This is a genomic window from Pseudarthrobacter sp. KH_020_B, assembly GCF_057840185.1.
The window spans coordinates 1,322,488-1,349,110 of the sequence record NZ_CM174506.1 but is presented as its reverse complement, the minus strand read 5'-3'; the positions used below and the strand labels follow the sequence as shown (position 1 = coordinate 1,349,110).

General features: G+C 64.6%; 26 protein-coding genes. 14 read left to right on the top strand and 12 right to left on the bottom strand.

The annotated features are described in order from the left end of the window. Nucleotides 1–22 precede the first annotated feature (22 nt). Nucleotides 23–1,045, bottom strand: a complete 1,023-nt coding sequence (gene glpX / locus AC3IT0_RS06435; RefSeq protein WP_181037131.1) for a class II fructose-bisphosphatase — start codon at nucleotides 1,043–1,045, stop codon at nucleotides 23–25. 220 nt (nucleotides 1,046–1,265) lie between these two features. Here glpX and AC3IT0_RS06430 point away from each other — a divergent pair, with 220 nt between their 5' ends. From AC3IT0_RS06430 to AC3IT0_RS06420, 3 genes are all read left to right on the top strand, one after another. After that, nucleotides 1,266–1,946, top strand: coding sequence for a DUF4245 domain-containing protein (locus tag AC3IT0_RS06430; protein WP_489322927.1), 681 nt, complete (start codon nucleotides 1,266–1,268; stop codon nucleotides 1,944–1,946). A gap of 9 nt (nucleotides 1,947–1,955) precedes the next feature. Continuing rightward, nucleotides 1,956–2,570: a carbonic anhydrase gene (locus AC3IT0_RS06425; protein ID WP_489322926.1), complete on the top strand. Its 615-nt coding sequence runs from the start codon at nucleotides 1,956–1,958 to the stop codon at nucleotides 2,568–2,570. A gap of 76 nt (nucleotides 2,571–2,646) precedes the next feature. Beyond that, complete coding sequence (locus AC3IT0_RS06420; RefSeq protein ID WP_489322925.1) at nucleotides 2,647–4,068, top strand: class II fumarate hydratase; 1,422 nt, start codon at nucleotides 2,647–2,649, stop codon at nucleotides 4,066–4,068. A 248-nt stretch (nucleotides 4,069–4,316) separates the two neighbouring features. Here the strand turns inward: AC3IT0_RS06420 and AC3IT0_RS06415 are convergent, their stop codons facing one another. Further along, the gene (locus AC3IT0_RS06415) at nucleotides 4,317–4,874 is read right to left on the bottom strand and encodes a prepilin peptidase (RefSeq protein ID WP_489322924.1); all 558 of its coding nucleotides are present in this window, start codon (nucleotides 4,872–4,874) and stop codon (nucleotides 4,317–4,319) included. Between the two features lie 59 nt (nucleotides 4,875–4,933). Between AC3IT0_RS06415 and AC3IT0_RS06410 the strand changes: the two genes are divergently transcribed. Beyond that, nucleotides 4,934–5,728 (top strand): hypothetical protein, encoded by a 795-nt coding sequence (locus tag AC3IT0_RS06410; protein WP_489322923.1) that lies wholly within the window; start codon nucleotides 4,934–4,936, stop codon nucleotides 5,726–5,728. Between the two features lie 82 nt (nucleotides 5,729–5,810). After that, complete coding sequence (locus tag AC3IT0_RS06405) at nucleotides 5,811–6,458, top strand: GNAT family N-acetyltransferase (RefSeq protein WP_489322922.1); 648 nt, start codon at nucleotides 5,811–5,813, stop codon at nucleotides 6,456–6,458. 198 nt (nucleotides 6,459–6,656) lie between these two features. Here AC3IT0_RS06405 and phoH2 read toward each other — a convergent pair whose 3' ends face one another. Continuing rightward, a complete protein-coding gene (gene phoH2, locus AC3IT0_RS06400; RefSeq protein ID WP_489322921.1) occupies nucleotides 6,657–8,087 on the bottom strand; it encodes an RNA 5'-3' helicase PhoH2 in 1,431 nt (476 codons plus the stop codon). A 274-nt stretch (nucleotides 8,088–8,361) separates the two neighbouring features. After that, on the bottom strand, nucleotides 8,362–9,123 hold the full coding sequence (locus tag AC3IT0_RS06395; protein WP_489323730.1) for an isoprenyl transferase: 762 nt from the start codon (nucleotides 9,121–9,123) through the stop codon (nucleotides 8,362–8,364). Between the two features lie 154 nt (nucleotides 9,124–9,277). On the opposite strand from AC3IT0_RS06395, the gene trhA reads away from it, so the two are divergent. Next, nucleotides 9,278–10,000 (top strand): PAQR family membrane homeostasis protein TrhA, encoded by a 723-nt coding sequence (gene trhA / locus AC3IT0_RS06390; RefSeq protein WP_489322920.1) that lies wholly within the window; start codon nucleotides 9,278–9,280, stop codon nucleotides 9,998–10,000. Between the two features lie 40 nt (nucleotides 10,001–10,040). Here the strand turns inward: trhA and AC3IT0_RS06385 are convergent, their stop codons facing one another. Together AC3IT0_RS06385 and mca are read right to left on the bottom strand one after the other, a co-directional pair. Beyond that, the gene (locus AC3IT0_RS06385; RefSeq protein ID WP_489322919.1) at nucleotides 10,041–10,400 is read right to left on the bottom strand and encodes a hypothetical protein; all 360 of its coding nucleotides are present in this window, start codon (nucleotides 10,398–10,400) and stop codon (nucleotides 10,041–10,043) included. A gap of 115 nt (nucleotides 10,401–10,515) precedes the next feature. Beyond that, complete coding sequence (gene mca / locus AC3IT0_RS06380; RefSeq protein WP_489322918.1) at nucleotides 10,516–11,421, bottom strand: mycothiol conjugate amidase Mca; 906 nt, start codon at nucleotides 11,419–11,421, stop codon at nucleotides 10,516–10,518. 148 nt (nucleotides 11,422–11,569) lie between these two features. On the opposite strand from mca, the gene AC3IT0_RS06375 reads away from it, so the two are divergent. Both AC3IT0_RS06375 and greA read left to right on the top strand, forming a co-directional pair. Then, nucleotides 11,570–12,028: a DUF4307 domain-containing protein gene (locus AC3IT0_RS06375; RefSeq protein WP_489322917.1), complete on the top strand. Its 459-nt coding sequence runs from the start codon at nucleotides 11,570–11,572 to the stop codon at nucleotides 12,026–12,028. Between the two features lie 151 nt (nucleotides 12,029–12,179). Further along, entirely contained in the window at nucleotides 12,180–12,674 is a 495-nt protein-coding gene (greA, locus tag AC3IT0_RS06370; RefSeq protein WP_056343498.1) for a transcription elongation factor GreA, read from the top strand. 51 nt (nucleotides 12,675–12,725) lie between these two features. Here the strand turns inward: greA and AC3IT0_RS06365 are convergent, their stop codons facing one another. From AC3IT0_RS06365 to AC3IT0_RS06350, 4 genes are read right to left on the bottom strand one after another with little or no spacing between them, the layout of a single operon-like run. Then, nucleotides 12,726–13,343, bottom strand: coding sequence for a rhomboid family intramembrane serine protease (locus tag AC3IT0_RS06365; RefSeq protein ID WP_489322916.1), 618 nt, complete (start codon nucleotides 13,341–13,343; stop codon nucleotides 12,726–12,728). A gap of 8 nt (nucleotides 13,344–13,351) precedes the next feature. Further along, nucleotides 13,352–14,590 (bottom strand): threonine ammonia-lyase, encoded by a 1,239-nt coding sequence (gene ilvA / locus AC3IT0_RS06360; protein WP_489322915.1) that lies wholly within the window; start codon nucleotides 14,588–14,590, stop codon nucleotides 13,352–13,354. Nucleotides 14,591–14,632: 42 nt separating this feature from the next. Beyond that, complete coding sequence (locus AC3IT0_RS06355; protein ID WP_489322914.1) at nucleotides 14,633–15,946, bottom strand: AI-2E family transporter; 1,314 nt, start codon at nucleotides 15,944–15,946, stop codon at nucleotides 14,633–14,635. 40 nt (nucleotides 15,947–15,986) lie between these two features. Beyond that, complete coding sequence (locus AC3IT0_RS06350; protein ID WP_489322913.1) at nucleotides 15,987–16,946, bottom strand: aldose 1-epimerase family protein; 960 nt, start codon at nucleotides 16,944–16,946, stop codon at nucleotides 15,987–15,989. A gap of 152 nt (nucleotides 16,947–17,098) precedes the next feature. Between AC3IT0_RS06350 and galT the strand changes: the two genes are divergently transcribed. Together galT and galK are read left to right on the top strand one after the other, a co-directional pair. After that, nucleotides 17,099–18,271 carry a galactose-1-phosphate uridylyltransferase gene (gene galT / locus AC3IT0_RS06345; protein ID WP_489322912.1) on the top strand — a complete coding sequence of 391 codons (1,173 nt, stop codon included), beginning with the start codon at nucleotides 17,099–17,101 and terminating at the stop codon, nucleotides 18,269–18,271. Nucleotides 18,272–18,306: 35 nt separating this feature from the next. Then, nucleotides 18,307–19,473, top strand: coding sequence for a galactokinase (galK, locus tag AC3IT0_RS06340; protein ID WP_489323729.1), 1,167 nt, complete (start codon nucleotides 18,307–18,309; stop codon nucleotides 19,471–19,473). 99 nt (nucleotides 19,474–19,572) lie between these two features. On the opposite strand, the gene AC3IT0_RS06335 is transcribed toward galK, so the two are convergent. Next, entirely contained in the window at nucleotides 19,573–20,472 is a 900-nt protein-coding gene (locus AC3IT0_RS06335; protein WP_489322911.1) for a Bax inhibitor-1/YccA family protein, read from the bottom strand. A gap of 499 nt (nucleotides 20,473–20,971) precedes the next feature. Between AC3IT0_RS06335 and AC3IT0_RS06330 the strand changes: the two genes are divergently transcribed. Genes AC3IT0_RS06330 through AC3IT0_RS06315 form a run of 4 tightly spaced genes read left to right on the top strand, consistent with a single transcriptional unit; the run spans nucleotide 20,972 to nucleotide 24,995 of the window. Further along, nucleotides 20,972–22,252: a branched-chain amino acid ABC transporter permease gene (locus AC3IT0_RS06330; protein WP_489322910.1), complete on the top strand. Its 1,281-nt coding sequence runs from the start codon at nucleotides 20,972–20,974 to the stop codon at nucleotides 22,250–22,252. 12 nt (nucleotides 22,253–22,264) lie between these two features. Continuing rightward, nucleotides 22,265–23,236 carry a branched-chain amino acid ABC transporter permease gene (locus AC3IT0_RS06325; protein WP_489322909.1) on the top strand — a complete coding sequence of 324 codons (972 nt, stop codon included), beginning with the start codon at nucleotides 22,265–22,267 and terminating at the stop codon, nucleotides 23,234–23,236. Then, nucleotides 23,233–24,225: an ABC transporter ATP-binding protein gene (locus AC3IT0_RS06320; RefSeq protein WP_489322908.1), complete on the top strand. Its 993-nt coding sequence runs from the start codon at nucleotides 23,233–23,235 to the stop codon at nucleotides 24,223–24,225. Before AC3IT0_RS06325 ends, AC3IT0_RS06320 begins: the two co-directional genes overlap by 4 nt. After that, on the top strand, nucleotides 24,222–24,995 hold the full coding sequence (locus AC3IT0_RS06315; protein ID WP_489322907.1) for an ABC transporter ATP-binding protein: 774 nt from the start codon (nucleotides 24,222–24,224) through the stop codon (nucleotides 24,993–24,995). The genes AC3IT0_RS06320 and AC3IT0_RS06315 overlap by 4 nt, the downstream gene beginning before the upstream one ends. 120 nt (nucleotides 24,996–25,115) lie before the next feature. On the opposite strand, the gene AC3IT0_RS06310 is transcribed toward AC3IT0_RS06315, so the two are convergent. Beyond that, nucleotides 25,116–26,456 carry an ABC transporter substrate-binding protein gene (locus tag AC3IT0_RS06310; RefSeq protein ID WP_489322906.1) on the bottom strand — a complete coding sequence of 447 codons (1,341 nt, stop codon included), beginning with the start codon at nucleotides 26,454–26,456 and terminating at the stop codon, nucleotides 25,116–25,118. Nucleotides 26,457–26,623: the final 167 nt, after the last annotated feature.

The window sequence follows — 26,623 nt, the reverse complement described above, 5'->3', positions numbered from 1 at the left end:
GTACGCGGGGTGAAGAGCCTGTTTAGTTCTTGCGGGCGTAGCCTTCCCATTTGCTGGCCTGGTGCTCGCCGTCAACAAAGCGGATGGTGCCGGACTTGGAACGCATCACGATGGACTGCGTCAGGACCTTGTCCTTGGAGTAGCGGACGCCCTTGAGGAGGTCGCCGTCGGTGATTCCGGTGGCCGCGAAGTAGCAGTTGTCACTGGAGACAAGGTCATTGGTGGACAGGACGCGGTCCAGGTCGTGGCCGGCGTCGATCGCCTTCTGCTTCTCGTCGTCGCTTGTGGGCCAGAGCCGGCCCTGGATAACGCCGCCGAGCGACTTGATGGCGCAGGCTGCAACGATGCCTTCCGGCGTGCCGCCGATGCCCATCAGGGCGTCGACGCCGGTGCCGGAGCGGGCTGCGGCAATCGCGCCGGCAACGTCGCCGTCCATGATGAACTTGGTGCGCGCACCGGCTTCGCGGATCTCTTCGACCAGGGGGCGGTGGCGGTCGCGGTCAAGGATCATGACGTTGAGCTGGTTGACCTTCACGCCCTTCGCCTTGGCGATCAGGTGCAGGTTCTGCTTGACCGGCAGGCGGAGGTCCACCATGTCGGCGGCTTCCGGGCCGGTGACGAGCTTCTCCATGTAGAACACCGCGGACGGATCGAACATGGAGCCGCGCTCAGCCACGGCGAGGACTGCCAGGGCGTTGTTGATGCCGAGGGCCGTCAGGCGGGTGCCGTCGATCGGGTCAACGGCGACGTCGCACTCGGGACCGGTGCCGTCGCCAACGTGTTCGCCGTTGAACAGCATGGGGGCTTCGTCTTTTTCGCCTTCGCCGATGACCACAACGCCGTTGAAGTGGACCGTGTGAAGGAACGAGCGCATGGCGTCAACGGCCGCGCCGTCGGCCTTGTTCTTGTCGCCGAAGCCAACCCAGTGGCCGCCGGCGATGGCCGCGGCCTCGGTGACGCGGACAAGCTCAAGTGCGAGGTTGCGGTCTGGCTCGTCGATTCCCACGGCCAGGGAGGGGGAAATCGTGGAGTACTGCTGGGTCATAGGCGCTGGTGACACGTGAACCTCTTCTTCGAGTGGCGATCATTGGACCCGCTCGGCCGGATTCAGCCGGTGCGGTGATTCCTCTGGTTCTGATCATAGTCGTGACGGCGCCCCCGGGGCGTGGCATGACGTCCCCCTGCAACATGCACCGCCGGTCCCCCGCCACACCCCCGACTGTGAGTTGCACGTGAATATGGGCGACTATAGAGGGGTGAGTGAAATGCAGGAAAAACCCAGCCCCGGGCCCGACCCATCCGACTCCGGAGCACGAGGCGACGGCGCAGGCACGGTCGAAGCAGCCCCCGTCCGCCCAGTAATCCCGGCCGCCGCGGCAAAGCGCGCCAATGCGTCCGTGATCGGCATGATCATTGCCCTGGTGGTCAGCATCGCCGCCTTCCTGCCCATCATCCTGATGAATCCCCTCCCGAAAAGCGACGGATTCCGCCCGAACATCGACGTCAGCGAAATAGCCCGGCACGCCACGGATGTGGCGGGATTCACACCCGTAACACCGGACGCCGGCAAGTCGTTCAGGTCCAACTACGCACGATGGGAGTCGGGCAGCGGCAGCGGCGTTCCCACCTGGGAAGTTGGCTACCTGACCCCGAACGAGTCCTTCATCGCCCTGGTCCAAACCCGCCAGTCCAACCCAACCTGGCTCGTCCAGCAGACCAAGAGCGCTCCCGTGACGGGAAGACGTGCGGCCGGCGGACAGGATTGGGAGCTGCGTGACACCGGCAAAGGCGAGAAGAGCATGGTGCTCAACTACCGCGGAACCACCGTTGTCCTGACGGGAAGCGCCCAGCTGGACGAATTCGCCGAACTCGCCACCGCCGTCGTGCAGTCCATGGAAGCCAACCCGGCCGTCACAGTTTCCTCCTCAGCCAGCCCCGCCCCGTAAAGTAAGCCCGTGGCTACCTACCTGACCCCTGCCCTTGCCTGGCGCCGCATGCGCGAAGGCAACGAACGCTTTGTTGCCGGTGAATCGTCGCACCCGAACCAGGACGCGTCCCGCCGCTCTTCACTGGTGGAAAACCAGCACCCATTTGCCGTGATCTTCGGCTGCTCGGACTCCCGGCTCGCCGCGGAAATCATCTTCGACCTCGGCCTGGGCGACGCCTTTGTGGTGCGCACCGCCGGCCAGGTGATCGACGACGCCGTGCTGGGGTCCCTCGAATACAGCATCAGTGTGCTGGGGGTGCCGCTGATCGTCGTGCTGGGGCACGACAGCTGCGGCGCCGTCGGTGCCACCAAGTCCGCAGTCGACACCGGAAACATGCCGGTGGGTTTTATGCGGGACCTGGTGGAGCGCATCACGCCCTCGGTGCTGACGTCCATGCGGAACGGCGAACACGAGATCAACGACATGGTGGTGGAGCACGTCAAGCAGACGTCCCAACGTCTGGTGGACAGCTCCCGTGTGATTTCCGCCGCAATCGAGAACGGCCGCGCCGCGGTGATCGGCCTCTCCTACAGCCTCGCCGAGGGCCGCGCGAACGTGGTTTCCGGGATCGGCGACGTCTAGGCCCAGCCCGATTCAATGCCCGTAGCATGCGGTTCACGGTTTTAGTCCGGGCACCCGATCGCCCTAAGCTAGCCCCATGACTTCCACTGAAGAATTCCGCATTGAACACGACACGATGGGCGAAGTCCGCGTCCCCGTGAACGCCCTGTACCGTGCACAGACGCAGCGTGCAGTTGAAAACTTCCCCATCTCCGGCAAGACCTTGGAACGCGCGCACATCGAGGCGCTCGCCCGGGTCAAGAAGGCGGCCGCCCAGGCCAATGCAGAACTTGGGGTGCTCGACGGCGAGCTGGCCAAGGCGATCGCGGCGGCTGCCGATGAGGTAGCTGCCGGCAAGTACGACGGCGACTTCCCCATCGACGTTTTCCAGACCGGCTCCGGCACGTCCTCGAACATGAACACCAACGAGGTCATCGCCGAGCTGGCCACACGCGCCCTCAAGGCCGCCGGAAGCGACAAGGTTGTTCACCCGAACGACCACGTCAACGCCTCGCAGTCCTCCAACGACGTCTTCCCGACGTCGGTCCACGTCGCCGCCGCCTCGGCCCTGATCAACGACCTCATCCCCGCCCTCGGCTACTTGGCCGAGTCCTTGGAACGCAAGGCCGTGGAGTTCAAGGACGTCGTCAAGTCCGGCCGCACCCACCTGATGGACGCCACCCCGGTGACGCTCGGCCAGGAGTTCGGCGGCTACGCGGCCCAGGTCCGCTACGGCATCGAGCGCATCAACGCCGCCCTCCCCCGCGTCGCCGAAGTTCCGCTCGGTGGCACCGCGGTGGGCACGGGCATCAACACCCCGGCCGGCTTCCCGGAGCGCGTCATCGAACTGCTCGCCACAGACACCGGCCTGCCGCTGACGGAGGCCCGCGACCACTTCGAGGCCCAGGCCAACCGCGACGGCCTCATCGAAGGCTCCAGCCAGCTGCGCAACATCGCGATCTCCTTTATGAAGATCAACAATGACCTCCGCTGGATGGGCTCCGGCCCCAACACCGGCCTCGGCGAAATCGCCATCCCGGACCTGCAGCCGGGCTCCTCGATCATGCCCGGCAAGGTCAACCCCGTTATCTGCGAAGCGTCCATCATGGTCTGCGCCCAGGTCATCGGCAACGACACCGCCATCGCCTGGTCCGGCACCAACGGCGCCTTTGAGCTCAACGTCGGCATCCCCGTGATGGCCGCCAACCTGCTAGAGTCCATCCGCCTGCTGGCCAACACCAGCCGGGTCATGGCGGACAAGATGATCGACGGCATCACCGCGAACGTGGAACGCGCCCGCTTCCTCGCCGAGGCCTCCCCCTCGATCGTCACCCCGCTGAACAAGTACATCGGCTACGAAAACGCGGCGAAGATCGCCAAGAAGGCCGTGGCCGAGGGCCTCACCATCCGTGAGACCGTCGTCGCCATGGGCTTCCTGGAGCGCGGCGAGGTCACCGAAGAGCAGCTGGACACCGCCCTGGACGTTATGTCCATGACGCGCCCGCCGCACAAGGCATAAGTCCCCACCGCCTCCCTCGCTTCGCTCCGCTCAGCCTGGGAACCCTCGGCGACGGAGGCCCCGCATACGACGGCGGCCGCCCACCTTCATCGCGAAGCGGGGCGGCCGTTTTGTGGTACGGCGGTTGTGCCCGGCAAGGGCGCCAACTGTCCGTTCGCGCTGATCCTGACCATCACCTGGAAGCAGAGCACCTGGCCCCTGCTGTTTTCGTGGCCCCTGAGGTCCGGGGCCACAAGTGTCCTCTCGCGCTAAGCGGGGAGCAGCATGGCGGCAGCGGCGCCGGCGAGCATAAACGGGCCGAACGGGATGGAAGATTTCAAGGTGCCGCGGCGGGCCGCCAGCAGGGCCGTGGACCACAGGCCACCCAGAAGGAAAGCCGCGAAGGTTCCGGCAAAAACGTGCCCCCAGCCGAGATAGCCAAGGTACATTCCCAGGACGCCGGCCAGCTTCACGTCGCCAAAGCCCATGCCGGGTGGGTAAACCAACCGCAGGACAAAATAAAAGGCCCACAGAACCGCTCCCCCGGCCAGGATGCGCAGCGCCGGGATCCCCAGGAGCTCGGCAGCACCGTCGGGTGAGCCCAGGAGCGCGTCAGGACCGGCAATCACGTGCACCACGGCCGCCGCGAGCAGCAGGACTCCCGCCACGCCGTAGGACGGGAAGACAATCCGGTTGGGCAGCAGATGGTGGCGCACGTCAATAACCGTCAGGCGGACGGCCATAACAAAAAAGTAGGCGCATGCGGCCAGCACTAGCCAGAACGCCAGCGGAGTGGCGTCCCACAGTCCATCGAGTCGTCGGATCACCCCTCGGATGCTACTGGATTCGTGCGCCGCACCGCAGAGCCCACGCGTAAACTGTGGATATGTCGACATGGGACACCAGGCGCCGGCCGGATCCGGAGGGCGGCGCCGCCGCTGCAGACCTGACCACCATGTTCCGGAATCTTTGCCGTTCGTCCCCCTGGAAGTGGCAGTCCCTGCGCTTTGAATACTGGGATGAACCGTTTTCCGACGTCCCCGACCCGTCCGCTCCCCTGGTCCGAGCCTGGCTGCGCCGGCCTGGTGCGCTGCGCCTGGAAACCGCCGACCGGCTTGTCCTCCACAGCACCACCGGAATCAACGATTCCAAGGACGGTCTGTATGTCAGCGCCACCCGGAAGTCCTGGCTGTTGCCGCCCCACCTGGTGGCGCCCGTTTACGACGACGGCGGCCTGGTCAGGCGCCGGCCGGAGGCAGCCTACGGCGAACCGGGCTTCGGGAACGGCCGTTTCTCGGCTGCCCTTGATCCCGTGGAACTCGCCGGGAATGCCCCGGTCCCGATCGAGTTCCCGGGCACCAACGCCGTGGAGGTCGACGCCGTTCGCCGCGTGGATCACGATGGCCGGCCGGCGCTGGAGGCAGCGGTGACGCCTACCGCGTCCTACCATCCAACGGATCCTGCCGCTCCGCTCTGCCTGCCCGGCAGCAACCGCGTGCGGATCGACCTGGAAACCGGCATCTGCGTGGCCAGCCAGTCACTGGAAGCGGCGACCCCGGATTACGGGCACTGGATCCGGATCCTCGCGGTGGATGAATACATGCTGGATGACCTGTTCGTGGCCGAGTCCATGAACCTGACGGACGTCCGCCGCCACATCAGCTGGGATATCCGGGCCTGATCACGCGTCCTTCTCGGGCCATCGCCGACCGGAACAAACGATTGACGGGCTTCGGTGGCCAGGCGTCGGCTAGGCTTCCCTGATGACCGCGCTGACTTCCATCTGGCCGCTCTTCGGCCTTGAGCTGACCACGCCCCGCCTGGTGCTGCGTCTCATCACCGACGCCGACATTCCCGCCGCGGTTGCAGCGGCCGCCAGCGGAGTCCACGAACCCGGCCGGAGCCCCTTCAGCACTCCGTGGACGGAACTGCCGGCGGAGTCCCTAGGGCACAACATGGCGCAGTGGTACTGGCGCTGCCGCGGCCAGGCCACGCCCGAGGACTGGACCCTGCTCCTGGGCATCTGGTACCAGGACGAATTCATCGGCTGCCAGGACATCGGTGCCAAGGACTTTGCCACCCTCAAGACCGTCAGCACCGGCTCATGGCTCAAGCAGTCCCTCCACGGCCAAGGGCTCGGCACCGAGATGCGGGCCGCCGTCGCGCTTTACGCGTTCGACTGGCTTGGCGCCGAGGTGGCCGAATCCGAAGCCGCCGCCTGGAACGCCGCCTCCCTGGGTGTGTCCCGCTCCCTCGGCTACGAACTCAACGGCACCAACAGGCAGTCCTGGGGCGGCAAGGCCGTGGAAGTCCAAAAAGTGCGCCTCACCCCCGCAACTTTCAAACGCCCCGACTGGACCCTCCAAGTGAAGGGCCACGAAGCAGCAGCCAAGTTCCTCGGGGCTCAGTAAGTCGGGGCTTGGTTCCTCAGGCAGCGGCCCTTCGCCGTCGCTTAGACACGACGCAAAGGGGCCCCTTCGGTCGCTGGGCGACCTCCGCGGCGCGAAGGTCGCCCAGCGACCGTAGCGAAGCGGCGGGAGGTGTCTAAGCGACGGAGAAGGGCCGTGGCCCGACGGACTGGACCACGGCCCCTCACACACCGTAAGAGCCTAGATCTCGGCCCCCTCGAGGAGTTCCGTTACCAGGGCTGCGATGGGTGAGCGCTCTGAGCGGGTGAGGGTGATGTGGCCGAAGAGGGGGTGTCCCTTCAGGGTTTCGACGACGGCGGCGATCCCGTCGTGCCGGCCGACGCGGAGGTTGTCACGCTGGGCGACGTCGTGTGTGAGGACGATCTTGGAGTTCTGGCCGATCCGGCTCATCACGGTGAGGAGGACGTTCTTCTCCAGTGATTGGGCCTCGTCGACGATCACGAAGGCGTCGTGCAGGGAGCGGCCGCGGATGTGGGTCAGCGGCATGACCTCGAGCATGCCGCGGTCCATGACTTCTTCCACGACTTCCTGGCTGACCAGGGCGCCGAGGGTGTCAAAGACCGCCTGAGCCCAGGGGTTCATCTTTTCCGACTCGGAGCCGGGCAGGTAGCCAAGTTCCTGGCCACCCACGGCGTAGAGCGGGCGGAAGACGATCACCTTGCGATGCTCGCGGCGTTCCAGCACCGCTTCCAGGCCGGCACACAGGGCCAGCGCGGATTTGCCGGTACCGGCCCGTCCGCCGATCGAAACGATTCCGACGGCGGGGTCCATCAGCATGTCGATGGCCAGCCGCTGTTCCGCCGAGCGTCCGTGGAGCCCGAACACGTCCCGGTCCCCCTTGACCAGCCGCACCTGCTTGTCGGCGCCAACCCGGCCCAGGGCTGAGCCCCGGTTGGAGAGGATCACCAGCCCGGTGTTGACCGGCATTTCAGCGGCGGCGGGGATAAAGACCGGCTCGTGGCCGTACAGGGTGGAGATTTCGGCCTCGCTGGCCTCGACCTCCGCGACGCCGGTCCAGCCCGAATCCTTGACCAGTTCGTTGCGGTATTCGTCGGCAGTGAGTCCCATGGCGGAGGCCTTGACCCGCATCGGGAGATCCTTCGAAACCACGGTGACGTTCCGGCCTTCATTGGCCAGGTTCTTGGCCACAGCCAGGATGCGGCTGTCGTTGTCGCCACTGCGGAAACCCAAAGGGAGCACCTCGGCGGAAATGTGGTTCAACTCCACCAGGAGGGTGCCGCCCTCGTTTCCGATGGGGATGGGTTTGCTCAAGCCACCGTGTTTCACCCGTAGATCATCGAGCAGCCGGAGCGCCTTGCGGGCAAAGTAGCCCAGTTCGGGGTCGTGCCGTTTCCCCTCAAGTTCCGTGATGACAACGATCGGAACAATGACTTCGTGCTCGGCGAAGCGCAGCAGCGCCCGTGGATCCGAGAGCAGGACAGAGGTGTCAATGACGAACGTGCTAATGGTGGCGTCCCTTCCGGAGACAGCAAAACCGGCCGCATCTGTTTCGTCTGCTGCACCGGTTTGTGAAGTGGCTCGCATGGCGCGAGAGGTAGCTTTCTGTCCCTGGTCAAAAACGGCCTCGGGCAGTTGTTCAGAATTAGCCACATCGACTCCAGCCCCGGGCACGCCCGGAATTGTTATTGGTGAGGCGGCTCGGCCTGGAGGCCGGGTCCGGCCTCCCATACAACCGGTGCGAAATTCGCTCCATGTACTGGCCTCCCCGATCAGCCGGCGTATTTGCCTGCTGATGGATATAACGTAAATCCCTGCCCAGTAATTTCCGGTGCCATCCGTCGGCGATTCCTGTTGCCGGCTTGTGAATTCCGGATGAACGGAGCTGACGAGGGGGATGAGAGGCCCGAACCTGCGACCGGCCGGATCAGGTGCCGAAGCGCCGCTGCCTGCCTGCGTAGTCGCGAAGGGCGCGGAGGAAGTCCACTTTACGGAAGGCAGGCCACAGGGCCTCGCAGAAGTAGAACTCGCTGTACGCGCTCTGCCACATCAGGAACCCGGACAGCCGCTGCTCCCCGGAGGTTCTGATCACCAGGTCCGGATCCGGCTGGCCGCGCGTGTACAGGAAGCGGGAAATATCGTCCACGGACAGCGTGTCAGCGAGTGCCGAAATGTCAGAACCCTTGGCGACGGCGTCGTGAAGAAGCTCGCGCACGGCGTCGACGATCTCGCGGCGTCCGCCGTAGCCCACCGCAACGTTGACGTGGATCTTCTCGCGCACCGGTGTGCGGGCGGTGAGCTTGTTGAGCCGCTCCGCCAGGTAGTCCGGCAGGAGCTCAGGCGCGCCCATGGCATTGACCGAGATGTTGGCGTTCTCGTCAAGGCGGTCCAGGGTGTTGGCAATGATCCCCATCAGAAGATCCAGCTCTTCACTGGACCGGCTCATGTTGTCCGTGGAGAGCATGTAGAGCGTGACCACCTTGACCCCAAGCTCCTGGCACCAGCCGAGGAATTCGTGGATCTTGTCCGCGCCGGCCTGGTGGCCCTGGCTGGTGGGTGCATTGAACTGCTTGGCCCAGCGGCGGTTGCCATCCACCATCACGCCGATATGGTTGGGAATGCGGCCGCCGGCCAACTCGCTGAGCAGCCGCCTCTCGTAGAAGCCATAAAGGAACCCGCGCAATTCCACGAGGAGACTCACCTGACTTCCGTTGCTGTTCGACGGCATTGCACATCCTAGGCTACCGTCCGGGACCGGGACCGGCGTGACGGGACGTTCCCGGATGACCTGTCATGATTGTTACCCATGAGTAACTTATCCGGCGAGAGGATATTCTGAAGCCATGAACAGCCAGACTCCTGACGGCCCCCGCGCGCCCTCGGCGGACCACGGCAACAGCCCCTTGGACGACGCCGCCGTCCGGCTGGCCGAACTCCTGATGCTCAAGCCCAAGTGGCGCGGCTGGATCCACACCGTCACGGCTCCGTTGGCCCTGGCAGCGGGCATCGTCCTGGTGGTCCTCGCCCCAACTACGGACCGCAAGATCACCTCGGCCATCTACGCTGCCACCGGCGTCCTGCTTTTTGGCATCAGTGCCATCTACCACCGCGGCAACTGGTCTCCGGGTGTGAAGATTGTCCTCAAGCGCCTGGACCACACCAACATCATGCTGGTCATCGCCGGCAGCTATACACCCCTGGCCTGGTCGCTGCTGGAACAGCCCAAGGCGGTCCTGCTGCTCTGGGTCATCTGGTCCGGGGCCATTCTCGGCGTGCTGTTCCGGCTGCTGTGGACGGACGCGCCGCGCTGGCTATACGTGCCGATCTACATTGCGCTTGGCTGCGGGTCGCTGTTCTACCTGCCCGAGTTCTTCGCGGCCAGCATCCCCGCCGCAGTCCTGATCTGCGTGGGCGGGATTCTATACATCACCGGCGCCGTGTTCTATGCGCTCAAGAAGCCCAACTTCAGCTACGAGCACTTTGGATTCCACGAACTCTTCCACGCCCTGACCGTCCTGGCGTTCGCGGCACACTTTACGGCGATTGCCATCGCAGTCCTCAATTGAACTGCCGAGGCCGGCTAGGAACGCGGGAGTTCGGCCGATTTTATTCGCGGGGCTGGGACCGGTCTGCGGCCTGGCCCTGACCATTGTCATCGAGTCCCGCTTTGTCGCCGGCAGCATCCGTGTCCCCGGCAGTACCGAGGCCGTCGTGGTCGTCCGCAGCTTCAATGTCAGCGGCCTCAGCCGCTGCCTGGCGCTCCTCTTCCACCTGCGCCCGGTAGCGGACGCGGCGGATGCGGCGGACCATGTCCACAATCAGCAGCGTGGTGGCCAGCACAAAGAAGGCCGTCATGATGAAGCCCCACAGGCCCGGGGTGATCTGGTCCTCGGAGATACCCTCACGCAGGCCGGGCGTCGGCAGCGGTGAAGGGGTGGTGGTCAGGGCGAGGAGCAAGTGATGCACGGTTAAAACCTTCTGTGGAAACTGATGGGCAGCCGGCCGGGGATTCCGGACACGGGTCCTCGGGACCCGGACCAGCCCACTGCTTTTCTACACGGCATAGAATATGCTGCCGCTTCTATCTTAGCCCGGCGAAAAGGTCCTTTTCGGGCAGTTCCTCGGGGACCCTGGACTCGATCAGGGTGTAGTCTTCCCACGGCCACACGCGGCGCTGCATCTCCGCCGACACGGCAAAGAAGAACCCCAGCGGATCCACCTGCGTCCGGTGCGCGCGGAGGGCGTCGTCGCGGGCCTCAAAATAGTCTCCGCAGTCGATCTGCGTGGTGGTGGCATGGGCACCCTGCGGCGGCGTGTGGCCCTCCGCGTCCGTTTCCAGCCATGCGGCCAGCCGCTGCGCGTACGGGGACTGCAGGCCCGCTTCCTCCAGGGCAAAATGCAGGGCGCGGAACCGGTCCGGACTGAAGGCCCTGTCGTAGTAGAGCTTGCTGGGTTCCCAGGCCGCTCCCGCGTCCGGATACCTGCTGGGGTCACCCGCAGCGGCAAATGCCTCCACTGCCACCCGGTGCGCCATGATGTGGTCCGGGTGCGGATATCCCCCGTTTTCGTCATAGCTGACGATCACCTGTGGCTTGAAGTCCCGGACCAGCCGCACCAGCGGCGCGGCTGCGCGCTCCAGCGGCTGGACGGCGAAGGATCCGGCCGGTAGCGGCGGCAGCGGATCGCCCTCGGGTAGCCCGGAGTCCGTGAATCCCAACCAGCGCTGCTGGATACCAAGCACCCTGGCCGCCTGGTCCATTTCCAGCCGGCGCGCCCCTGCCATGTCCCGCTTGGGATGCGGTTCGCCTTCCATGGCAGGGTTCTGGATATCGCCCCGGGATCCGTCGGTGCAGGTGGCCACCATGACTTCCACTCCGGCGGCGGCGTACATGGCCATGGTGGCCGCACCCTTGCTGGACTCGTCGTCCGGGTGCGCATGAACGGCTAACAGCCTCAGCGTTGCCGGGGTATTGGTGGACGCTGTCATCGAGGACGGCTCCTTATTCTTCTGTGGCTGCCGTGACGGCCACTGGACTGAGGGGACTGCATGACTGGACGGACAACATAGCTGTGCCGGGGAGGGGCGCCGATCCGGCCCGGACCGCCACGGCCCGGAACCGAACTAAACTGGACTGGTGACTACCCAGGATCAGCCCGCCGTGTCCCCGCCTGCAGACACTAGCCTAGCCAATCGCTATGGCAGTAAAAAGCAGCCCCTCCCGCGTGCGGCCAAACGTGGCATCGCCATAGCGGCCCTGGCGGCCGGAGTGGGGTTTATGGCCTGGGTTTCCACGTCCTCAGCCGTCTCTGACGTGACATTCAAGGACATCGGCTTCAGCACCATCGATGCCACTGCGGCCGAGGTTGATTTCCAGGTCACCAGGGAACCGGGAACGGCCGTCAAGTGCGCCGTCAAGGCCCTCGACTCCAAGTTCGCCGTGGTGGGCTGGAAAGTAGTGGACATCCCGGCCGGAGAAGCTGACGGAACGGCCGACGGCGGTAGGACAGTTTCGCAGCGCGTGACACTGCGGACGGAGTCCCTGTCCGTTTCCGGTGTAGTGGACGATTGCTGGATTCCGGGAGCCGGGACGTAGGTCCGTGTGACCTGCGCCCCATGCCAGTTGGGTATGTCCAGAGTTTTGACTACAATGGATCAATACCTTTACCCCGCTGAGCTGGTTGCTGAGTTCCATAAGTGGCCACCGTTGCGGGGTCTTTTGCATGTATGACCATTAGGAGAAGTCCGTGTCTACCACCAACAGCGCGCCTGCAGCCTGGCTCACCCAGGAAGCTTTTGACCGCCTGAAGGCAGAGCTGGACCACCTTTCCGGCCCTGGCCGTGCGGAGATTGTCCAGAAGATTGAAGCTGCCCGGCAAGAGGGCGACCTGAAGGAAAACGGCGGCTACCATGCAGCCAAAGAAGAGCAGGGCAAGATTGAGGCCCGGATCCGCCAGCTGACGGCCCTGCTGCGGGATGCCCACGTGGGCGAGTCCCCCGCTGACGACGGCATCGTCGAGCCCGGCATGCTCGTTGTCGCCCGGATCGCAGGCGACGAAGAGACATTCCTGCTGGGGTCCCGCGAAATCGCCGGCGACTCGGACCTGGACGTGTTCAGTGAGAAGTCACCCCTCGGCGCCGCAATCGTCGGCCACAAAGAGGGCGCCAAGCTCAGCTACACGGCTCCGAACGGCAAGGACATCACGGTGGAAATCCTCTCCGCCAAGCCTTACGCAGGCTGACGCTTCACCGATCGCTTCAGGCCAACCAGGCCTGGCCAACGCCGGTCCCCGTCAGGGGGCCGGCGTTCTTGCGTGCTTGGGGCGCAGCAACAGGGCAGCCACAACTCCGCCCGCCGCGCCGCCGAGGTGCGCCTGCCAGGAGATGTAGCTTCCCATAATGGGCAGCACCCCCAGCAGGATGCCGCCGTAGACCATAAACAGCACCACGGCGAGCAGGATCTGCCGCCAGCTGTGGTTGAAGAAACCCCGCACCAGGAGGAAGGCGAACAACCCGAAAACCAGGCCGGAGGCGCCAACTGTGATGCCGCCGTCGCCAATCAGCCACACTGTCAGCCCGGAGCCCAGCCAGCTGAACGCGAGGGCCGTCAGGAACACCCGTACGCCGGAGAGGAACACCAGGAAGCCGAAGACGATCAGCGGCAGGGCATTGGACAGCAGGTGGTTCAGATTGGCGTGGAGCAGCGGGAACGTCAGGATGTCCAGAAGCCCGTCTGCGGACCGCGGCCGGAGCCCGAACGTCCGGTTCAGCGCGTGCAGGGTCAGCATGTTGATCAGTTCGATCACAAAGAGCACGGCCACAAAGCCGCCGGCCACCAACAGCCCGCCTTTCGCCCGCGAGGCTGTGGTTTCCCGGTTCCGCGGCTTTCCGTCCCCTGTCGCGTCAAGCATGGCTGCTCCTAATGCACCACAATGGGCTGGAAGCCCTCGGCACGCAGGGCGCTGAGGACCTGCTCACAATGTTCGTGGCCCTTGGTTTCGAGGTTCACGGTGATGGAAACGTCGCCCATGCTGATGGAGCCGCCAACACGGGTGTGGTCCAGGCCCGTGACGTTCGCATCGTTTTCGGCGATGATGCGGGCGATGGTGGCCAGCGAACCCGGCCGGTCATCCAGCATCATCCGGACGGTCATGTAGCGCCCGGCGGCGGACAGGCCCCGCTGGATGACCTTGAGCATCAGCATCGGATCGATGTTGCCCCCGGACAGGATCACAGCCGTGGTGCCGGGGTTTTCGATCTTGCCGTCCATTAAGGCGGCCACTCCCACCGCTCCGGCAGGTTCCACTACCATCTTGGCCCGTTCCAGCAGGAAGATCAGGGCCCGCGCCAGGGAATCCTCGCTGACGGTGACAACATCATCCACGAGCTCCCGGATGATGCTGAAGGGCAGCTGTCCGGGCCGGCCCACGGCGATGCCGTCAGCCATGGTGGAAACTTTCTTCAGCGGAACCAGGGCGTCGGCGGCCAGTGACGGCGGATAAGCCGCGGCGTTTTCGGCCTGGACACCGATGATGCGGATTTCCCGCCCAAGCTCCCTGGCCCGGGCCTTGATGGCTACAGCGACGCCCGCCAGCAGCCCGCCGCCGCCCACACCCATCAGGACGGTGTCCACGTTGGGGATCTGCTCGAGAATTTCCAGGCCGATGGTTCCCTGGCCGGACACCACATCCACATTGTCGAAGGGGTGCACAAAAACCATGCCGGACTCGTCGGCGTAGCGCTGCGCCTCGGCGAGGGCCTCATCCACGTTGTGGCCGTGGAGGATCACTTCGGCGCCGTGGCTGCGGGTGGCCGCCAGTTTCGGGAGGGCTACGCCCAGCGGCATGTAGATGCGGGCTTTGATGCCCAGGCTCTTGGCGGCTACGGCCACACCCTGTGCGTGGTTTCCGGCTGACGCGGCCACAACACCGCGTTTTTTCTCCTCAGCCGAGAGCTTGGCCATGCGGACATAGGCGCCGCGGACCTTGAACGATCCGGCCCGCTGCAGGTTTTCGCACTTGAAGAAGACGTCGCCGCCAACCATCCCACCCAGGGCCCGTGACGACTCCACCGGGGTCCGCATAATAATCCCCTCGAGCAGCTTCTGCGCCTCCAGGACATCGTCCAGCGTGACGGGAAGGGTTTCAAGGGTGTTCACGGACTTATTCTCCTTGGGTGGATACGGCTCCGGCGCTCCGGCTCAGGCCTGGGCGTCCGGATTGGCTGATTCTGTGCTGGCTGCGGCGTCCTTGCCGCGCTTGGGCCTGACGCCCGGGAACCGGACATCCCTGATCGAGTCATCGTGGTCCGGGCCTGGCGTCACCGGCCCTCCGGGGGTTGCCAGCACCTGTTCATGTTCCCACGTTCTGGCCGCGATGTAGCGAATCGCGGAGTTTGCTACGGCGAGGATGGGCACTGAGAACAGTGCGCCGGGGATACCCGCAAGGTACGAACCCGCCGCCACGGAGAGGATGACCGCCACCGGATGCAGGGCCACGGCCTTGCCCATCACGAGTGGTTGCAGGATATGGCTCTCCAGCTGCTGGACCAGCAGCACGATCGCCAGCATGATCAGGGCGTTGACCGGCCCGTTGGCCACCAGTGCCAGGAGTACGGCGATGGCCCCGGTCACCAGGGCACCGACCACCGGGATAAAGGAACCGATGAACACGAGCACGCTCAGGGGCAGGGCCAGCGGCACCCCGATGATGGCCGCGCCGACGCCGATGCCTACGGCGTCAACAAACGCAACAAACATCTGGATCCGTGCGTAGTTGACCATGGAAGCCCAGCCTTTGCGGCCGGCGCCGAATGTTGCCGCACGAGCTTTCTTCGGGAGGAGGCGGACCAGGAAGGCCCAGATCCTGTCGCCTTCGAGCAGGAAGAAGATCAGGATGAAGAGGGCCAGGACCATTCCCGCGGCAAAGTGGCCCGCGGTGCTGCCGAAGGACAACGCGCCGCTGAGGATGCTGCTGCTGTTTTGCTGGAGGGCGGCGGAGGCTTCCTTGAGGTACTGGTCGATCTGGTCCGCCGTCAGGTGCAGCGGCCCCTCGGCCAGCCAGTTCTGGACCTGTCTCACGCCCGTCAGCGCCTGGGACCACAGTTCCCCGAAGCCTGCGGCCAGCTGGCGGCCCACCAGGGCGAGGGCGCCCGCGATCAGACCGATAAACCCCACCACCGTGATTGCCACCGCGGCGCCGTTCGGCAGGCGCCTGCTCCGCAGCCAGCGCACCACGGGGCTCAGCAGCCCGGCCAGCAGTGCGGCCACCATAACGGGGATAATCAGGAAGCTGATCCGGCTGAGCAGCCAGACCAGGGCGCCGCCCACCAGCAGGATGAGGCCGAGCCGCCAGGCCCACGACGCAGCGATCCGGATACCGTACGGAATGTCCTGCTCAAGCTCCCGGTCCGCACGCACCCGCACCGGGCGGGCAGTTTCCACCGGCCGGAACGTGTCCGGCGCCGTGCCTGTGGGCGTTGAATCGGATGGGGTGGCGTCCTCGGCTGGCGTCATAGCCTAATACTTCCTCAGCACCGGCCCTTATGCGAAACGTCTATCCGGCCCCGCCCAGGACAGCAGCGATCCCCCAGGCCATCGTGAACGATTCCCCGGCCGGAAGCCACCGCAGCCCGTCACCCGAGTTGAAGGCGTTGGCCGGACCCGTCATGGGTTCGATGGCCACCGCCCTGCGCCTGCCGGGCAGCTCAGTTGTCACAAAGATGTGGACGTAGCCGCAGGATTCGTCCTGCCACAACGTGACACTTCGGCCGTCAGGCGCGCTGAGCACATGGCGGGCCACACCTCCGTCGAACGTCAGGTCAGTGAGGGCCACATCGATCTCAAGGTCCCCCACCCTTTGGCCGCTGCGGAAGTCACTGTCCCCGCTGACGGGCCCCGAGCTCCGCGGGATCAGGCGCTCGTCCGCCACCAGGCGTGTGCCGGCGGCGACCGTCAGGGTCAGGTGGTCCACGTCCGCGTCGCCCAGACGCAGGTATGGGTGGGCGCCCAGGACGAACGGCGCTGGCGCGTTGGAATCGTTGATCAGCGTCTGGCGGACTTCCAGGCCAAGGTCCTCCGCGAGAAGGTATTGGACCCGGTGCCGCACCAGGAAGGGGTAGCCGTGCTGCGGGAAGACCGTCGCCTCGAGGGTCACTGAATATTGCGATTCATCAACCAGGCTGTAGGCGGAGTTGCGGAGCAGTCCATGGCTGGCGTTGTTCCGTGAAACCTCCGTGATGTCCAGTTGCTGCTTCTTGCCGTCCAGGTACCAGACCCCGCCCTCCACCCTGTTTGCCCAGGGGGCGAGGGTGATCCCGGCCGCGCCGGGGGAAATCTCGGCGTCCCCATAGGTCTCGGTGAGCTGGACACCGGCGCGGCTGTAAAGCCGCAGGCCGGCCGCCAGCTCAGTCACAACGGCCAACGCGTCACCCCTGCGGAGTTCGTACTGCCGGCCGGTGGCGTAGGTCTGGAATCCGGCGGGAAAGCTCACGTCCGGGGTTGCACTCGAAGTCATGAGCACCACCGTAACAGGGGGCAAGGACAGCCTGCCACCACCACAAAATGTTATCTTTTGTGTGAAACTATTCTTTTTTGAGCGAAATATGGGATGATCGAGGCAACGGACGCCCGGCTCCAGCCGGCACCAGCACGCAAAGGACCCCCGCCATGACAGGTATCACCACCACCACGCTCGCCGATGGCCGGGAGCTGATCTATTTCGACGACGGCGCCACTGCCAAGCCCCGCACGGCGGCCACTACCACGGATCACCGGCCGTTGCCCGAGCGCGGCGCGCCTGGCGAAGTCCGCTTCGATGCCCTCACCGACGAGTGGGTGGCCGTCGCTGCCCACCGACAGTCCCGCACCCACCTCCCGCCGGCCGACCAGTGCCCCATCTGTCCCACCACGCCGAACAACCCCTCCGAGATCCCCGCACCCGACTACGACGTTGTGGTGTTTGAAAACCGCTTCCCGTCGCTGGGACCGGCCCTGGGGCCAGTGGCGTCCACACCGGCCTGGGGCACCACGGGACCTGCGTACGGCCGCTGCGAAGTAGTGGCATTCACGCCCGAGCACACGGGATCATTCAGTGGCCTGAGCGAAGCCCGCGCCCGGACTGTTGTTGAGGCGTGGGCGCACCGCACCGAAGTCCTCAGCACACTGCCGGGGATCAAGCAGGTGTTTCCGTTCGAAAACCGGGGGGCCGACATCGGCGTCACCCTCCACCACCCGCACGGCCAGATCTATGCGTACCCCTACGTCACGCCCAGGGCAGGGGTCCTCGGAGCGGCCGCACGCAAGTTCTATGATGGGTCCGACGGGCGGCAGACGCTCACGGGCTCGCTGCTGCGGGCAGAACGGGAGGACGGGAGCCGAATGGTGATGGAAGGCGAGAATTTCAGCGCCTACGTGCCGTTCGCTGCCCGCTGGCCGCTGGAGATCCATCTCGTGCCGCACCGCCACGTGCCCGACCTGGCCGCCCTGAGCGGTGAGGAAAGGGACGAACTGGCGCATGTCTACCTTGACCTGCTCAAACGGCTCGATGCCCTTTATCCGACGCCGACGCCCTACATTTCGGCCTGGCACCAGGCACCTCTCGATGACCTCCTGCGGCCCGCCAGCTACCTGCACCTCCAGCTGACGTCGCCCCGCCGGGCAGCGGACAAGCTCAAGTTCCTGGCCGGGTCCGAAGCCGCCATGGGCGCCTTTATCAATGACACCACCCCCGAAAGCGTAGCGGAGCGGCTCCGTGCCGTCGTGGTCCCGGAATCCAGCCCCGCCCCTGCCACAACTTCCTCCGCTCCTCTGGGGGCCCTGCCTGAAGGAGCACACGCGTGAGCGCCTCCCCTGACCCGTTGACTGCCCAGACCCCGCTGACCTGCCCGGCGGAACCTGGCACCGCGGACCTGGCCGCCCGCTTTGAGCAGGAGTTCGGCAGGCTTCCCGACGGCGTCTGGCAGGCACCCGGACGCGTTAACCTCATCGGCGAGCACACCGACTACAACGAGGGTTTTGTGCTCCCGTTCGCGATCGACAGGACCGCCCGGGTGGCTGTTGCAGTCCGGCCGGACTCCACGGTCCGGCTCCTGTCCACCTACGGCGACCACGGCCTGGTCACCGCCGACCTCGACTCCCTGACCGCGGCTTCCGCCAAGGGCTGGACGAAGTATCCGCTCGGCGTGATGTGGGCGTTGCAGCAGCAGGGCATCACCGTTCCGGGCGTGGACCTGCTGCTGGATTCCAACGTTCCGCTGGGCGCCGGCCTGTCCTCGTCGCACGCCATCGAGTGTGCGGTCATCACGGCCCTGAATGACCTGACGGGAGCCGGGCTTGAACCCGAGGAGATGGTCCTCGCCACGCAGCGCGCGGAGAACGACTTTGTCGGCGCACCGACGGGCATCATGGACCAGTCGGCGTCGCTGCGCGGATCCAAGGGGCACGCAGTCTTCCTGGACTGCCGCGACCAAAGTGTTCAGCTGGTTCCCTTCGACGCAGAACCCGCAGGGCTGGTGATGCTGGTGATCGATACGAAGGTCTCCCACTCCCATGCCGACGGCGGCTACGCCTCCCGCCGCGCATCCTGCGAACTGGGCGCCGAAGTCCTGGGCGTCAAGGCCCTGCGTGACGTCCGGCTGGAGGACCTGGAAGAAGCAGCCGGCCTCCTGGACGAGGTCACGTACCGGCGCGTGCGCCATATCGTGACAGAAAACGACCGCGTGCTGCAGACCGTGGAGCTGCTGGCCAGTGCGGGCCCCGATTCCATCGGTGCGCTGCTGGACGCCAGCCACGTTTCCATGCGGGACGACTTTGAAATCTCCTGCCCGGAGCTGGATCTGGCGGTGGCCACCTCCCGCGCCAACGGGGCAATCGGTGCCCGGATGACCGGCGGCGGCTTCGGCGGGGCAGCCATCGCGCTCACCCCGGTGACGTCGGAGCAGCAGGTGCGCGCCGCCGTCGGGCGCTCCTTCGCAGAAGCCGGCTATGCAGCGCCTGACATCTTCACCGTGACCCCGGCAGCGGGAGCCATGCGCATTTCGTAGCCTGGGCACCCGCAAAAAAGAGGGCCCCGCCTGATGCGAAATACATCAGGCGGGGCCCTTCGTGCGTATAGATTACGACGGCGGACGCCGGGTTTGTTGTCAGTCCTCGCCGCGGAGGATAGCCAGGACGCGGATGATCTCCACGTAGAGCCAGACCAGGGTGACCGTCAGGCCAAAGGCTGCGGTCCAGGAGAAGCGCTGCGGCGCACCGCTCTGCACACCGGCTTCGATGCTGGTGAAGTCCATCACCAGGGAGAATGCGGCGAGGCCGATAGCGAGGATGCCGATGACAACACCAATAATGCCGCTGCGCAGGCCGAACGGTTCCGTCGTCATACCCGTCATCATCATGACCAGGTTGACCACGGAGAACAGGCCATAACCCACTATGGCGATCATAAAGAACTTCATGGCCTTGGGCGTAGCCCGTACCTTGCCGCTCTTGAACAGGAGCAGCGTTACGGTGAACACGGACAGCGTGCCGATGACGGCCTGCAGGCCGACTCCCGGGTACATCAGGTCGAGCACGCGGGTGAGCCCACCGAGGAACAGGCCTTCGAGCCCGGCATAGGCCAGGATCAGGGCCGGCGAAGGCTGCTTCTTGAACGTGTTGACCAGGGCCAGGACGAAGCCGCCCAGCGCGCCAACGATCATGAGCATGCTGGCCAGCCCCATGCTCACGAACAGGGTCACGGCGGCACCGGCCAGCAGGACGCCGAGGCATGCGGCGGTCTTGACGATGACGTCGTCGTACGTCATCCGGCCGGTGTCCGCAGGACCTGCGGCCGGCTGGTTGTACATCTGGCGCAGCTGCTCATCGGTCATGTTCTGCTGCTGGCCCCAACCGTTCCGGGGATCCATGACCTGGCCGGGAGCCCGCTGGCCGTAAGGCTGCTGGCCGTACTGTGCCTGTCCGTAGGGCGCCTGCGGGACAGGCGGTGCCTGGGTGGCTCCACGGAAGTTCTTTCCGTTGAAGATCGGGTTTCCGCCAAGTGCCATTGCTGGTGTCCTCCAAGTAAGGGGGTGGGTTGCTGAACTTAAGGTTCACGTTACCAATTTCCACGTGCCCGCGCTTCAATAAGTTCCCCCATCCATGGCGCCGAAACCCAACCGTGATGCATCCGGATGGACGGCCGCCCCCGCCGCGGGCCCCGTGTGGGCCACTCCGATCTCAATGGAATACCGCTGATCAACAGAAGTTTCTTTGCGAACACTTTGCCGATGCGCCGTGACTGCGACGCAGTTGTTATGCGATCGCTACCAGACCGCCTCCCCGCAGCCTAAAATTTGGCCCCGACGAGCTGTAACATAGGCCACACACGGTGACGGATATCACAATTAGGCCCCAACCTGCAGGAGAGCACCACCCTCCGTCCCGTGACGTTTGCAGCGGTTGCCAAGGCGCAGCCTGGCCACCCCCCCCAAGTGGAGGATTTTCATTTTGAGAAGTACACCCAAAGGCCTGCCGCACAGACGGCCGGGCGGATTGCTGAGAGTGATGGGGGCCGTTTTTGCCTCTGTCCTGGTAATCCTGCTCGTCGTCGCCCCGGCATCACAGGCCACTTCCCCGTCTCCGACACCATCCCCGTCGGTCACCAGCTCGCCGTTCAGCATCAGCGGGTTCCTCCGCAACGCCGGGGCTCCCCTGGCCGATGTCAAGATCAGTGTCTCCGGCCAAGGGTTCGAGGGGTCCACTACATCCGGCCCCAACGGATCCTGGTCGCTCAGCGTCCCACAAGCGGGCACGTACGAAATCGAACTGGACGAAGGAACACTTCCCGAGGGGATCAAACTGGCCGACGGCCAGGAAAACCCACGCCAGTTGACGTTCGGCCAAACCTCGAACCAGACCACCATCTTCGCCTTCGGCGAAGGCATCGTGGTGCAGCAGGGCAACTTCGCCCAGGACCTGACCAACCGGCTCGTTGCGGGCTTAAGTTTCGGGCTCCTGCTCGCCCTTGCCGCCGTGGGCCTCTCGCTTATTTTCGGCACCACGGGCCTGACCAACTTTGCCCACGGCGAGATGGTCACGCTGGGCGCCGTCCTGGTTTTTGTTCTCAATGCCGTGGGAGCGCCGTTCTGGCTGGCCATCGTCGTTGCCCTGCTGGGCGGAGGCCTGGTGGGCTACGCGCAGGACACCTGGCTGTGGAAGCCCCTGCGAGGCCGCGGCACGGGCCTCGTTCCCATGATGATCGTCAGCATCGGCCTGGCCCTCGCCGCCCGCTATGTCATCCAGTTTTACTTCGGCGGCGGTACCGAGCAGCTTCCTGGCGCTCAAAGTGCCGAGATCCAGCTCGGGCCGATTTCCATCTCCCCGAATAATCTGTGGTCCCTCATCATCAGCGCCGTAGTCATCATCATCGTGGGCCTGGTGCTGATGAAGACCAGGCTCGGCAAGGCCACCCGCGCCGTCGCTGACAACCCCGCACTGGCCGCAGCCTCCGGCATCGATGTGGACGGCGTGATCCGCATTGTGTGGATTGTCGGCGGCGTGCTCGCCTCACTCGGCGGCATTCTGTGGGCTTACTACCGCCCCGGCGTCTCGTTCAACATGGGTTCGCAGATCCTGCTCCTGATCTTCGCCGGAGTCACCCTGGGCGGTCTCGGGACCGTTTTCGGAGCCCTCGTTGGCTCCGTGGTCGTTGGTATCTTCACCGAACTGACCACTGTCTTCGGGGCACCCGCAGACCTCAAATACGTCATACCCCTAGGCGTCATGATCATCGTCCTGCTCATCCGGCCGCAAGGCATTCTGGGCCGCCGCGAGCGCGTGGGATAGGAAGGACCAATCATGGATTTTGCAGCAATTCTTTCCAACGCCTTCGGCGAACTCATCAGCCCCACCACTGCCGCCTACGCTTTGGCGGCTCTGGGCCTCGCCGTCCACTTTGGCTACTCCGGCCTGCTGAACTTCGGCCAGGCAGGCTTCATGGCGGTGGGCGCCTACGGCTTCGCCATCTCCACTCTGACGTTCAAAGCGCCGTTCTTCGTGGCCCTGCTCATCGCCATCGTCGCAGCAGCGATTTTTGCGATGATCCTCGGCATTCCGACGCTGCGCCTCCGGGCGGACTACCTGGCGATCGTCACCATTGCGGCGGCCGAAATTGTCCGGTATCTCGTCACCACCAACGGCTGGACGGCGGTCACGGGCTCAGCCAACGGCCTGGCAGCGTTCGAGGGCGGGTTCTACGAGATGAACCCGTTCCCGCCGGGCTCGTACCCCCTGGGCATGAACAACCGTGACTTCTTCATCCGGATCGTCGGTTGGACGCTGGTCATTGTTGCCGGCATTCTGGTGTGGCTGCTGATGCGCAGCCCCTGGGGCAGGGTCCTCAAGGGCATCCGGGAGGATGAAAACGCCGTGCGGTCGCTCGGCAAGAACGTCTATGCCTACAAGATGCAGGCCCTGATCATCGGCGGTGTCCTGGGCGCCTTCGCCGGGATGATCTTCACGCTTCCCCGCGGCGCGATCCAGCCAGCCAACTACGGCACGGAGCTGACGTTCTTCCTCTGGACGTGTCTCCTGCTGGGCGGAATGGCCACCGTCCTCGGCCCCGTGATCGGGGCCATGATGTTCTGGGTGGTGCTCTCGCTCACCCAGGGCATTCTGAGCGGGCTGATCGAGTCCGGGATCATCACCTGGCTGACCACCATCCAGGCGGGCCAGCTCCGGTTCATCCTTGTCGGTGTTGCGCTGATGCTCCTGATGATCTTCCGGCCCCAGGGCGTCTTTGGTAATAAGAAGGAGCTGGCATTCGCATGAGTGAACAGCGTGAAATGAACATCGACTACATGACCGACACCCGCCCCATCGTGGCTGGCGACACTGCACCCGGCTGCAAGAAGCGCGATCCCATCGTGGTGGCAGAAAACGTCACGCGGAGCTTCGGCGGCATCAATGCTGTGGATGTCGACTATCTCGAAATTCCGAGGCACAAGATCACTGCCCTGATCGGGCCGAACGGGGCCGGCAAAACCACCCTGTTTAATCTTCTGACCGGATTCGACAACCCGAACTCCGGCAAGTGGCAGTTTGAGGGCCAGAGCATCGCGGGCGTTTCCCCTTACAAAGTCGCCCGAATGGGCATGGTGAGGACCTTCCAGCTGACCAAGGTCATGGGCAAGCTCACGGTCATGGAAAACATGCGGCTCGGAGCTGCCGACCAGCCGGGCGAGCGTCTCTCCAAGGCCCTCTTCAAGGGAATCTGGGGAAGCCGGGAAAAGGAAATCACCGCGCAGGCGAACGTCCTGCTGGAGAAATTCAAGCTGGACGCCAAGAAGGATGACTATGCCGCCTCCCTGTCCGGCGGCCAGCGCAAGCTGCTCGAGATGGCACGCTCCCTTATGGTCCGGCCGAAGCTCGTCATGCTGGATGAGCCCATGGCCGGCGTGAATCCGGCCCTCACCCAGTCGCTGCTGGACCATATTAAAAACCTCAAATCCGAGGGCATGACCGTGCTCTTCGTCGAACACGACATGAACATGGTGCGGCACATCGCCGACTGGGTCGTGGTCATGGCGGAAGGCAGGATCGTGGCCGAAGGGCCTCCAGCGGACGTTATGAAGGACCCTGCCGTTATTGACGCCTACCTCGGCGCCCATCACGATGTGGACCTCGGCGACGCCGAAGGCATCAGGGAACTCGAAGCCGAACTTGAGGCAGACGACGAATCGATCGTCGGCACCGAAAACGCCGGCATTATCGCCCCGGAAGTAGTTGTCTCGGGACTCGAAAAGAAGGACGGAAAATGAGCGCAGCCAGCGCAACAGCCCCGGCGGCAAGTCCGGCGCACGCCGACGGCGCTGTCGTCTCGGTAAAGAACCTTGTGGCCGGCTACCTCCCGGGCGTGAACATCCTCAACGGCTGCAGCATTGAAGCACGCAAAGGGGAACTGATCGGCATCATCGGCCCCAATGGGGCCGGCAAGTCCACCCTGCTGAAGGCAATGTTCGGACTGGTCAAAGTCCATTCGGGGACCGTGGTGGTCCGCGGCAAGGACATCACCGGCCTCAAGGCGAACAAGCTGGTCAGCCAGGGTGTGGGATTCGTGCCGCAGACAAACAACGTGTTCGCGGCGCTGACCATCGAAGAGAACCTGCAGATGGGGATGTTCCAGAAGCCGAAGGCTTTTGCCGAGCGGTTTGATTTCGTGACCGGCCTGTTCCCCGAACTTGGCAAACGGCGCGCGCAGCGCGCGGGTTCGTTGTCCGGCGGTGAACGCCAGATGGTGGCGATGGGCCGGGCCCTGATGATGGATCCCGCCGTACTGCTGCTTGATGAGCCCTCGGCGGGCCTCTCGCCCGTCAGGCAGGACGAGACCTTCCTCCGTGTGCACGAGATCAACAGGGCGGGTGTCTCGGTGATCATGGTGGAGCAGAACGCCCGGCGCTGCCTGCAGATCTGCGATCGCGGCTATGTGCTGGACCAGGGCAAGGACGCGTACACGGGCACCGGACGCGACCTGATGAAGGATCCGAAGGTCATCCAGCTCTATCTGGGAACCCTGGCCGACCAGGACTGACGGGACCAAGAATAACTGGCCCGCCGGGACTGGTCAGTCCCACCAAAGCGGCACCCATAGAGAAGACCCCCGCCCGGTGTGAACCGGACGGGGGTCTTCTCTGTCAGCGGAGGAACAGGCTTACAGCTTGCCGAACTCTTCCTTGACGAGGGTGATCTTGTTGTCTTCCTTGTACTCGTACACACCGATGGTTGCTTCTGAAGGATCCCCGCTGTCGGCAAAAGAGACCGGACCGGACTGGCCGTCGTAGTCAATGTCCTTGCCTTCGCGCAGCAGCGTCACGCAGTTGGCGAAGCTGTAGCATTTCTCGCCATCCTTGGACACGGCCTGCAGCTGCTTGGCGATGTCCACACCCTTGGTGCTCTTGGCGGCCTCTGCCGCGAGCGCGGTCAGGTTGGCAGCGTCCCAGCTCTCACCGGCGTAGATGAAATCCTTCAGGGTAGGATCGACAGCCAACAGCGACTTCCTGAAGTCTTCACCGGCAGTAGTTCCGGGAATCGTGCCATGCGCCTTGGTGAGCGTGCCGGGCTGGAAATCCTTGCTGTAGTCAACGGTGTTGCCGTCGACCAGGAAGATCTGCTCGGCCTTGATGCCCTTGCCGGTCAGGAGCGGGATGATGCTCTTGCCCTGAACGAAGGAAATGACAGCAACGGCATCCGGCTTCGCGGCGATAACTTTGTCCACCTGGGTGCTGAACTGGGAGTCGCCTTCGTTGAACAGCTCTTCGGCGACGATCTTGCCGCCAGCCTTCTCGAACGTCTCCTTGAGCTTCTTGCCAAGCCCGGTGCCGTAGGAATCGTTGAGTACCAGCATGCCCAGTGTCTGTGCGCCACAGGAGGCTGCGTAGTTACCCAGCACGGAACCCTGCAGGACATCGGACGGGGCGGTCCGCCAGTACAGGCCCTTGTCGTCCCACGCGGTGAAGTCCACGGAGGTGTTGGCAGGCGAGAACTGGACAACCCCGGCGCCGGTGATCTGGTTGATGACAGTCTTGGAAACGCCGGAGGAGGCGGCACCAATGATGGCGCTGACACCCAGGCCCAGCAGGTTGGTTACGGACTGTGTGGCGACATCTGTAGTGGTGTCACCGGAGTCCCGGTGCGTCACTTCGATTGGTTTGCCAAGGACGCCGCCCGCGGCATTGATTTCATTCTTCGCGAGCTCAACGCCGGCAATCTCGGGCGGGCCGAGGTAGGACAGTGCTCCGGTGGTCGGCAACAGGGTGCCGATCTTCAGAGGCGTGTCAGTGGTGGTTGAGGACGGGGGCACAGTCCCTGACGCGGGGATCACGGGTGCCTTGAGTCCTTCCGAAGGAGCAGGGCAGGAAAGGCCTGCCGGCTTGGTTGTCGTGGTCGCCGTCGGGGTGGAGGTACCACCACAGGCAGTGGCCAGCAGGGCGACGCCGACGCTAAGCGCTGTGAGCTTAGCAACGCGGGGTGCCGCCGTGGGGAGTGAAATCATTGACAATCTCCTGGATCGAAAGGTGCGAACGGCCTTTGATGCGGATGATCAGGTGTTCCTGATTTAACTTCAAGCTAATGCATATCTTCGGCGGATATAAGTGACTGAGGTCACATCCTTATAACAGTCGTTGCATATGCGGAATCAACTAACGGAAGAGGTCTGTT

Bases quoted from the DNA above. Each gene is read 5' to 3' on its own strand.
- AC3IT0_RS06330 (WP_489322910.1), top strand. From the start codon at position 20,972: ATGGGGGCCGTTTTTGCCTCTGTCCTGGTAATCCTGCTCGTCGTCGCC.
- AC3IT0_RS06335 (WP_489322911.1), bottom strand. From the start codon at position 20,472: ATGGCACTTGGCGGAAACCCGATCTTCAACGGAAAGAACTTCCGTGGA.
- AC3IT0_RS06310 (WP_489322906.1), bottom strand. From the start codon at position 26,456: ATGATTTCACTCCCCACGGCGGCACCCCGCGTTGCTAAGCTCACAGCG.
- trhA (WP_489322920.1), top strand. From the start codon at position 9,278: ATGAACAGCCAGACTCCTGACGGCCCCCGCGCGCCCTCGGCGGACCAC.
- AC3IT0_RS06410 (WP_489322923.1), top strand. From the start codon at position 4,934: ATGTCGACATGGGACACCAGGCGCCGGCCGGATCCGGAGGGCGGCGCC.
- mca (WP_489322918.1), bottom strand. From the start codon at position 11,421: ATGACAGCGTCCACCAATACCCCGGCAACGCTGAGGCTGTTAGCCGTT.
- AC3IT0_RS06320 (WP_489322908.1), top strand. From the start codon at position 23,233: ATGAGTGAACAGCGTGAAATGAACATCGACTACATGACCGACACCCGC.
- glpX (WP_181037131.1), bottom strand. From the start codon at position 1,045: ATGACCCAGCAGTACTCCACGATTTCCCCCTCCCTGGCCGTGGGAATC.
- AC3IT0_RS06350 (WP_489322913.1), bottom strand. From the start codon at position 16,946: ATGACTTCGAGTGCAACCCCGGACGTGAGCTTTCCCGCCGGATTCCAG.
- AC3IT0_RS06405 (WP_489322922.1), top strand. From the start codon at position 5,811: ATGACCGCGCTGACTTCCATCTGGCCGCTCTTCGGCCTTGAGCTGACC.
- AC3IT0_RS06315 (WP_489322907.1), top strand. From the start codon at position 24,222: ATGAGCGCAGCCAGCGCAACAGCCCCGGCGGCAAGTCCGGCGCACGCC.
- galT (WP_489322912.1), top strand. From the start codon at position 17,099: ATGACAGGTATCACCACCACCACGCTCGCCGATGGCCGGGAGCTGATC.
- AC3IT0_RS06420 (WP_489322925.1), top strand. From the start codon at position 2,647: ATGACTTCCACTGAAGAATTCCGCATTGAACACGACACGATGGGCGAA.
- AC3IT0_RS06365 (WP_489322916.1), bottom strand. From the start codon at position 13,343: ATGCTTGACGCGACAGGGGACGGAAAGCCGCGGAACCGGGAAACCACA.
- AC3IT0_RS06325 (WP_489322909.1), top strand. From the start codon at position 22,265: ATGGATTTTGCAGCAATTCTTTCCAACGCCTTCGGCGAACTCATCAGC.
- AC3IT0_RS06430 (WP_489322927.1), top strand. From the start codon at position 1,266: ATGCAGGAAAAACCCAGCCCCGGGCCCGACCCATCCGACTCCGGAGCA.
- AC3IT0_RS06355 (WP_489322914.1), bottom strand. From the start codon at position 15,946: ATGACGCCAGCCGAGGACGCCACCCCATCCGATTCAACGCCCACAGGC.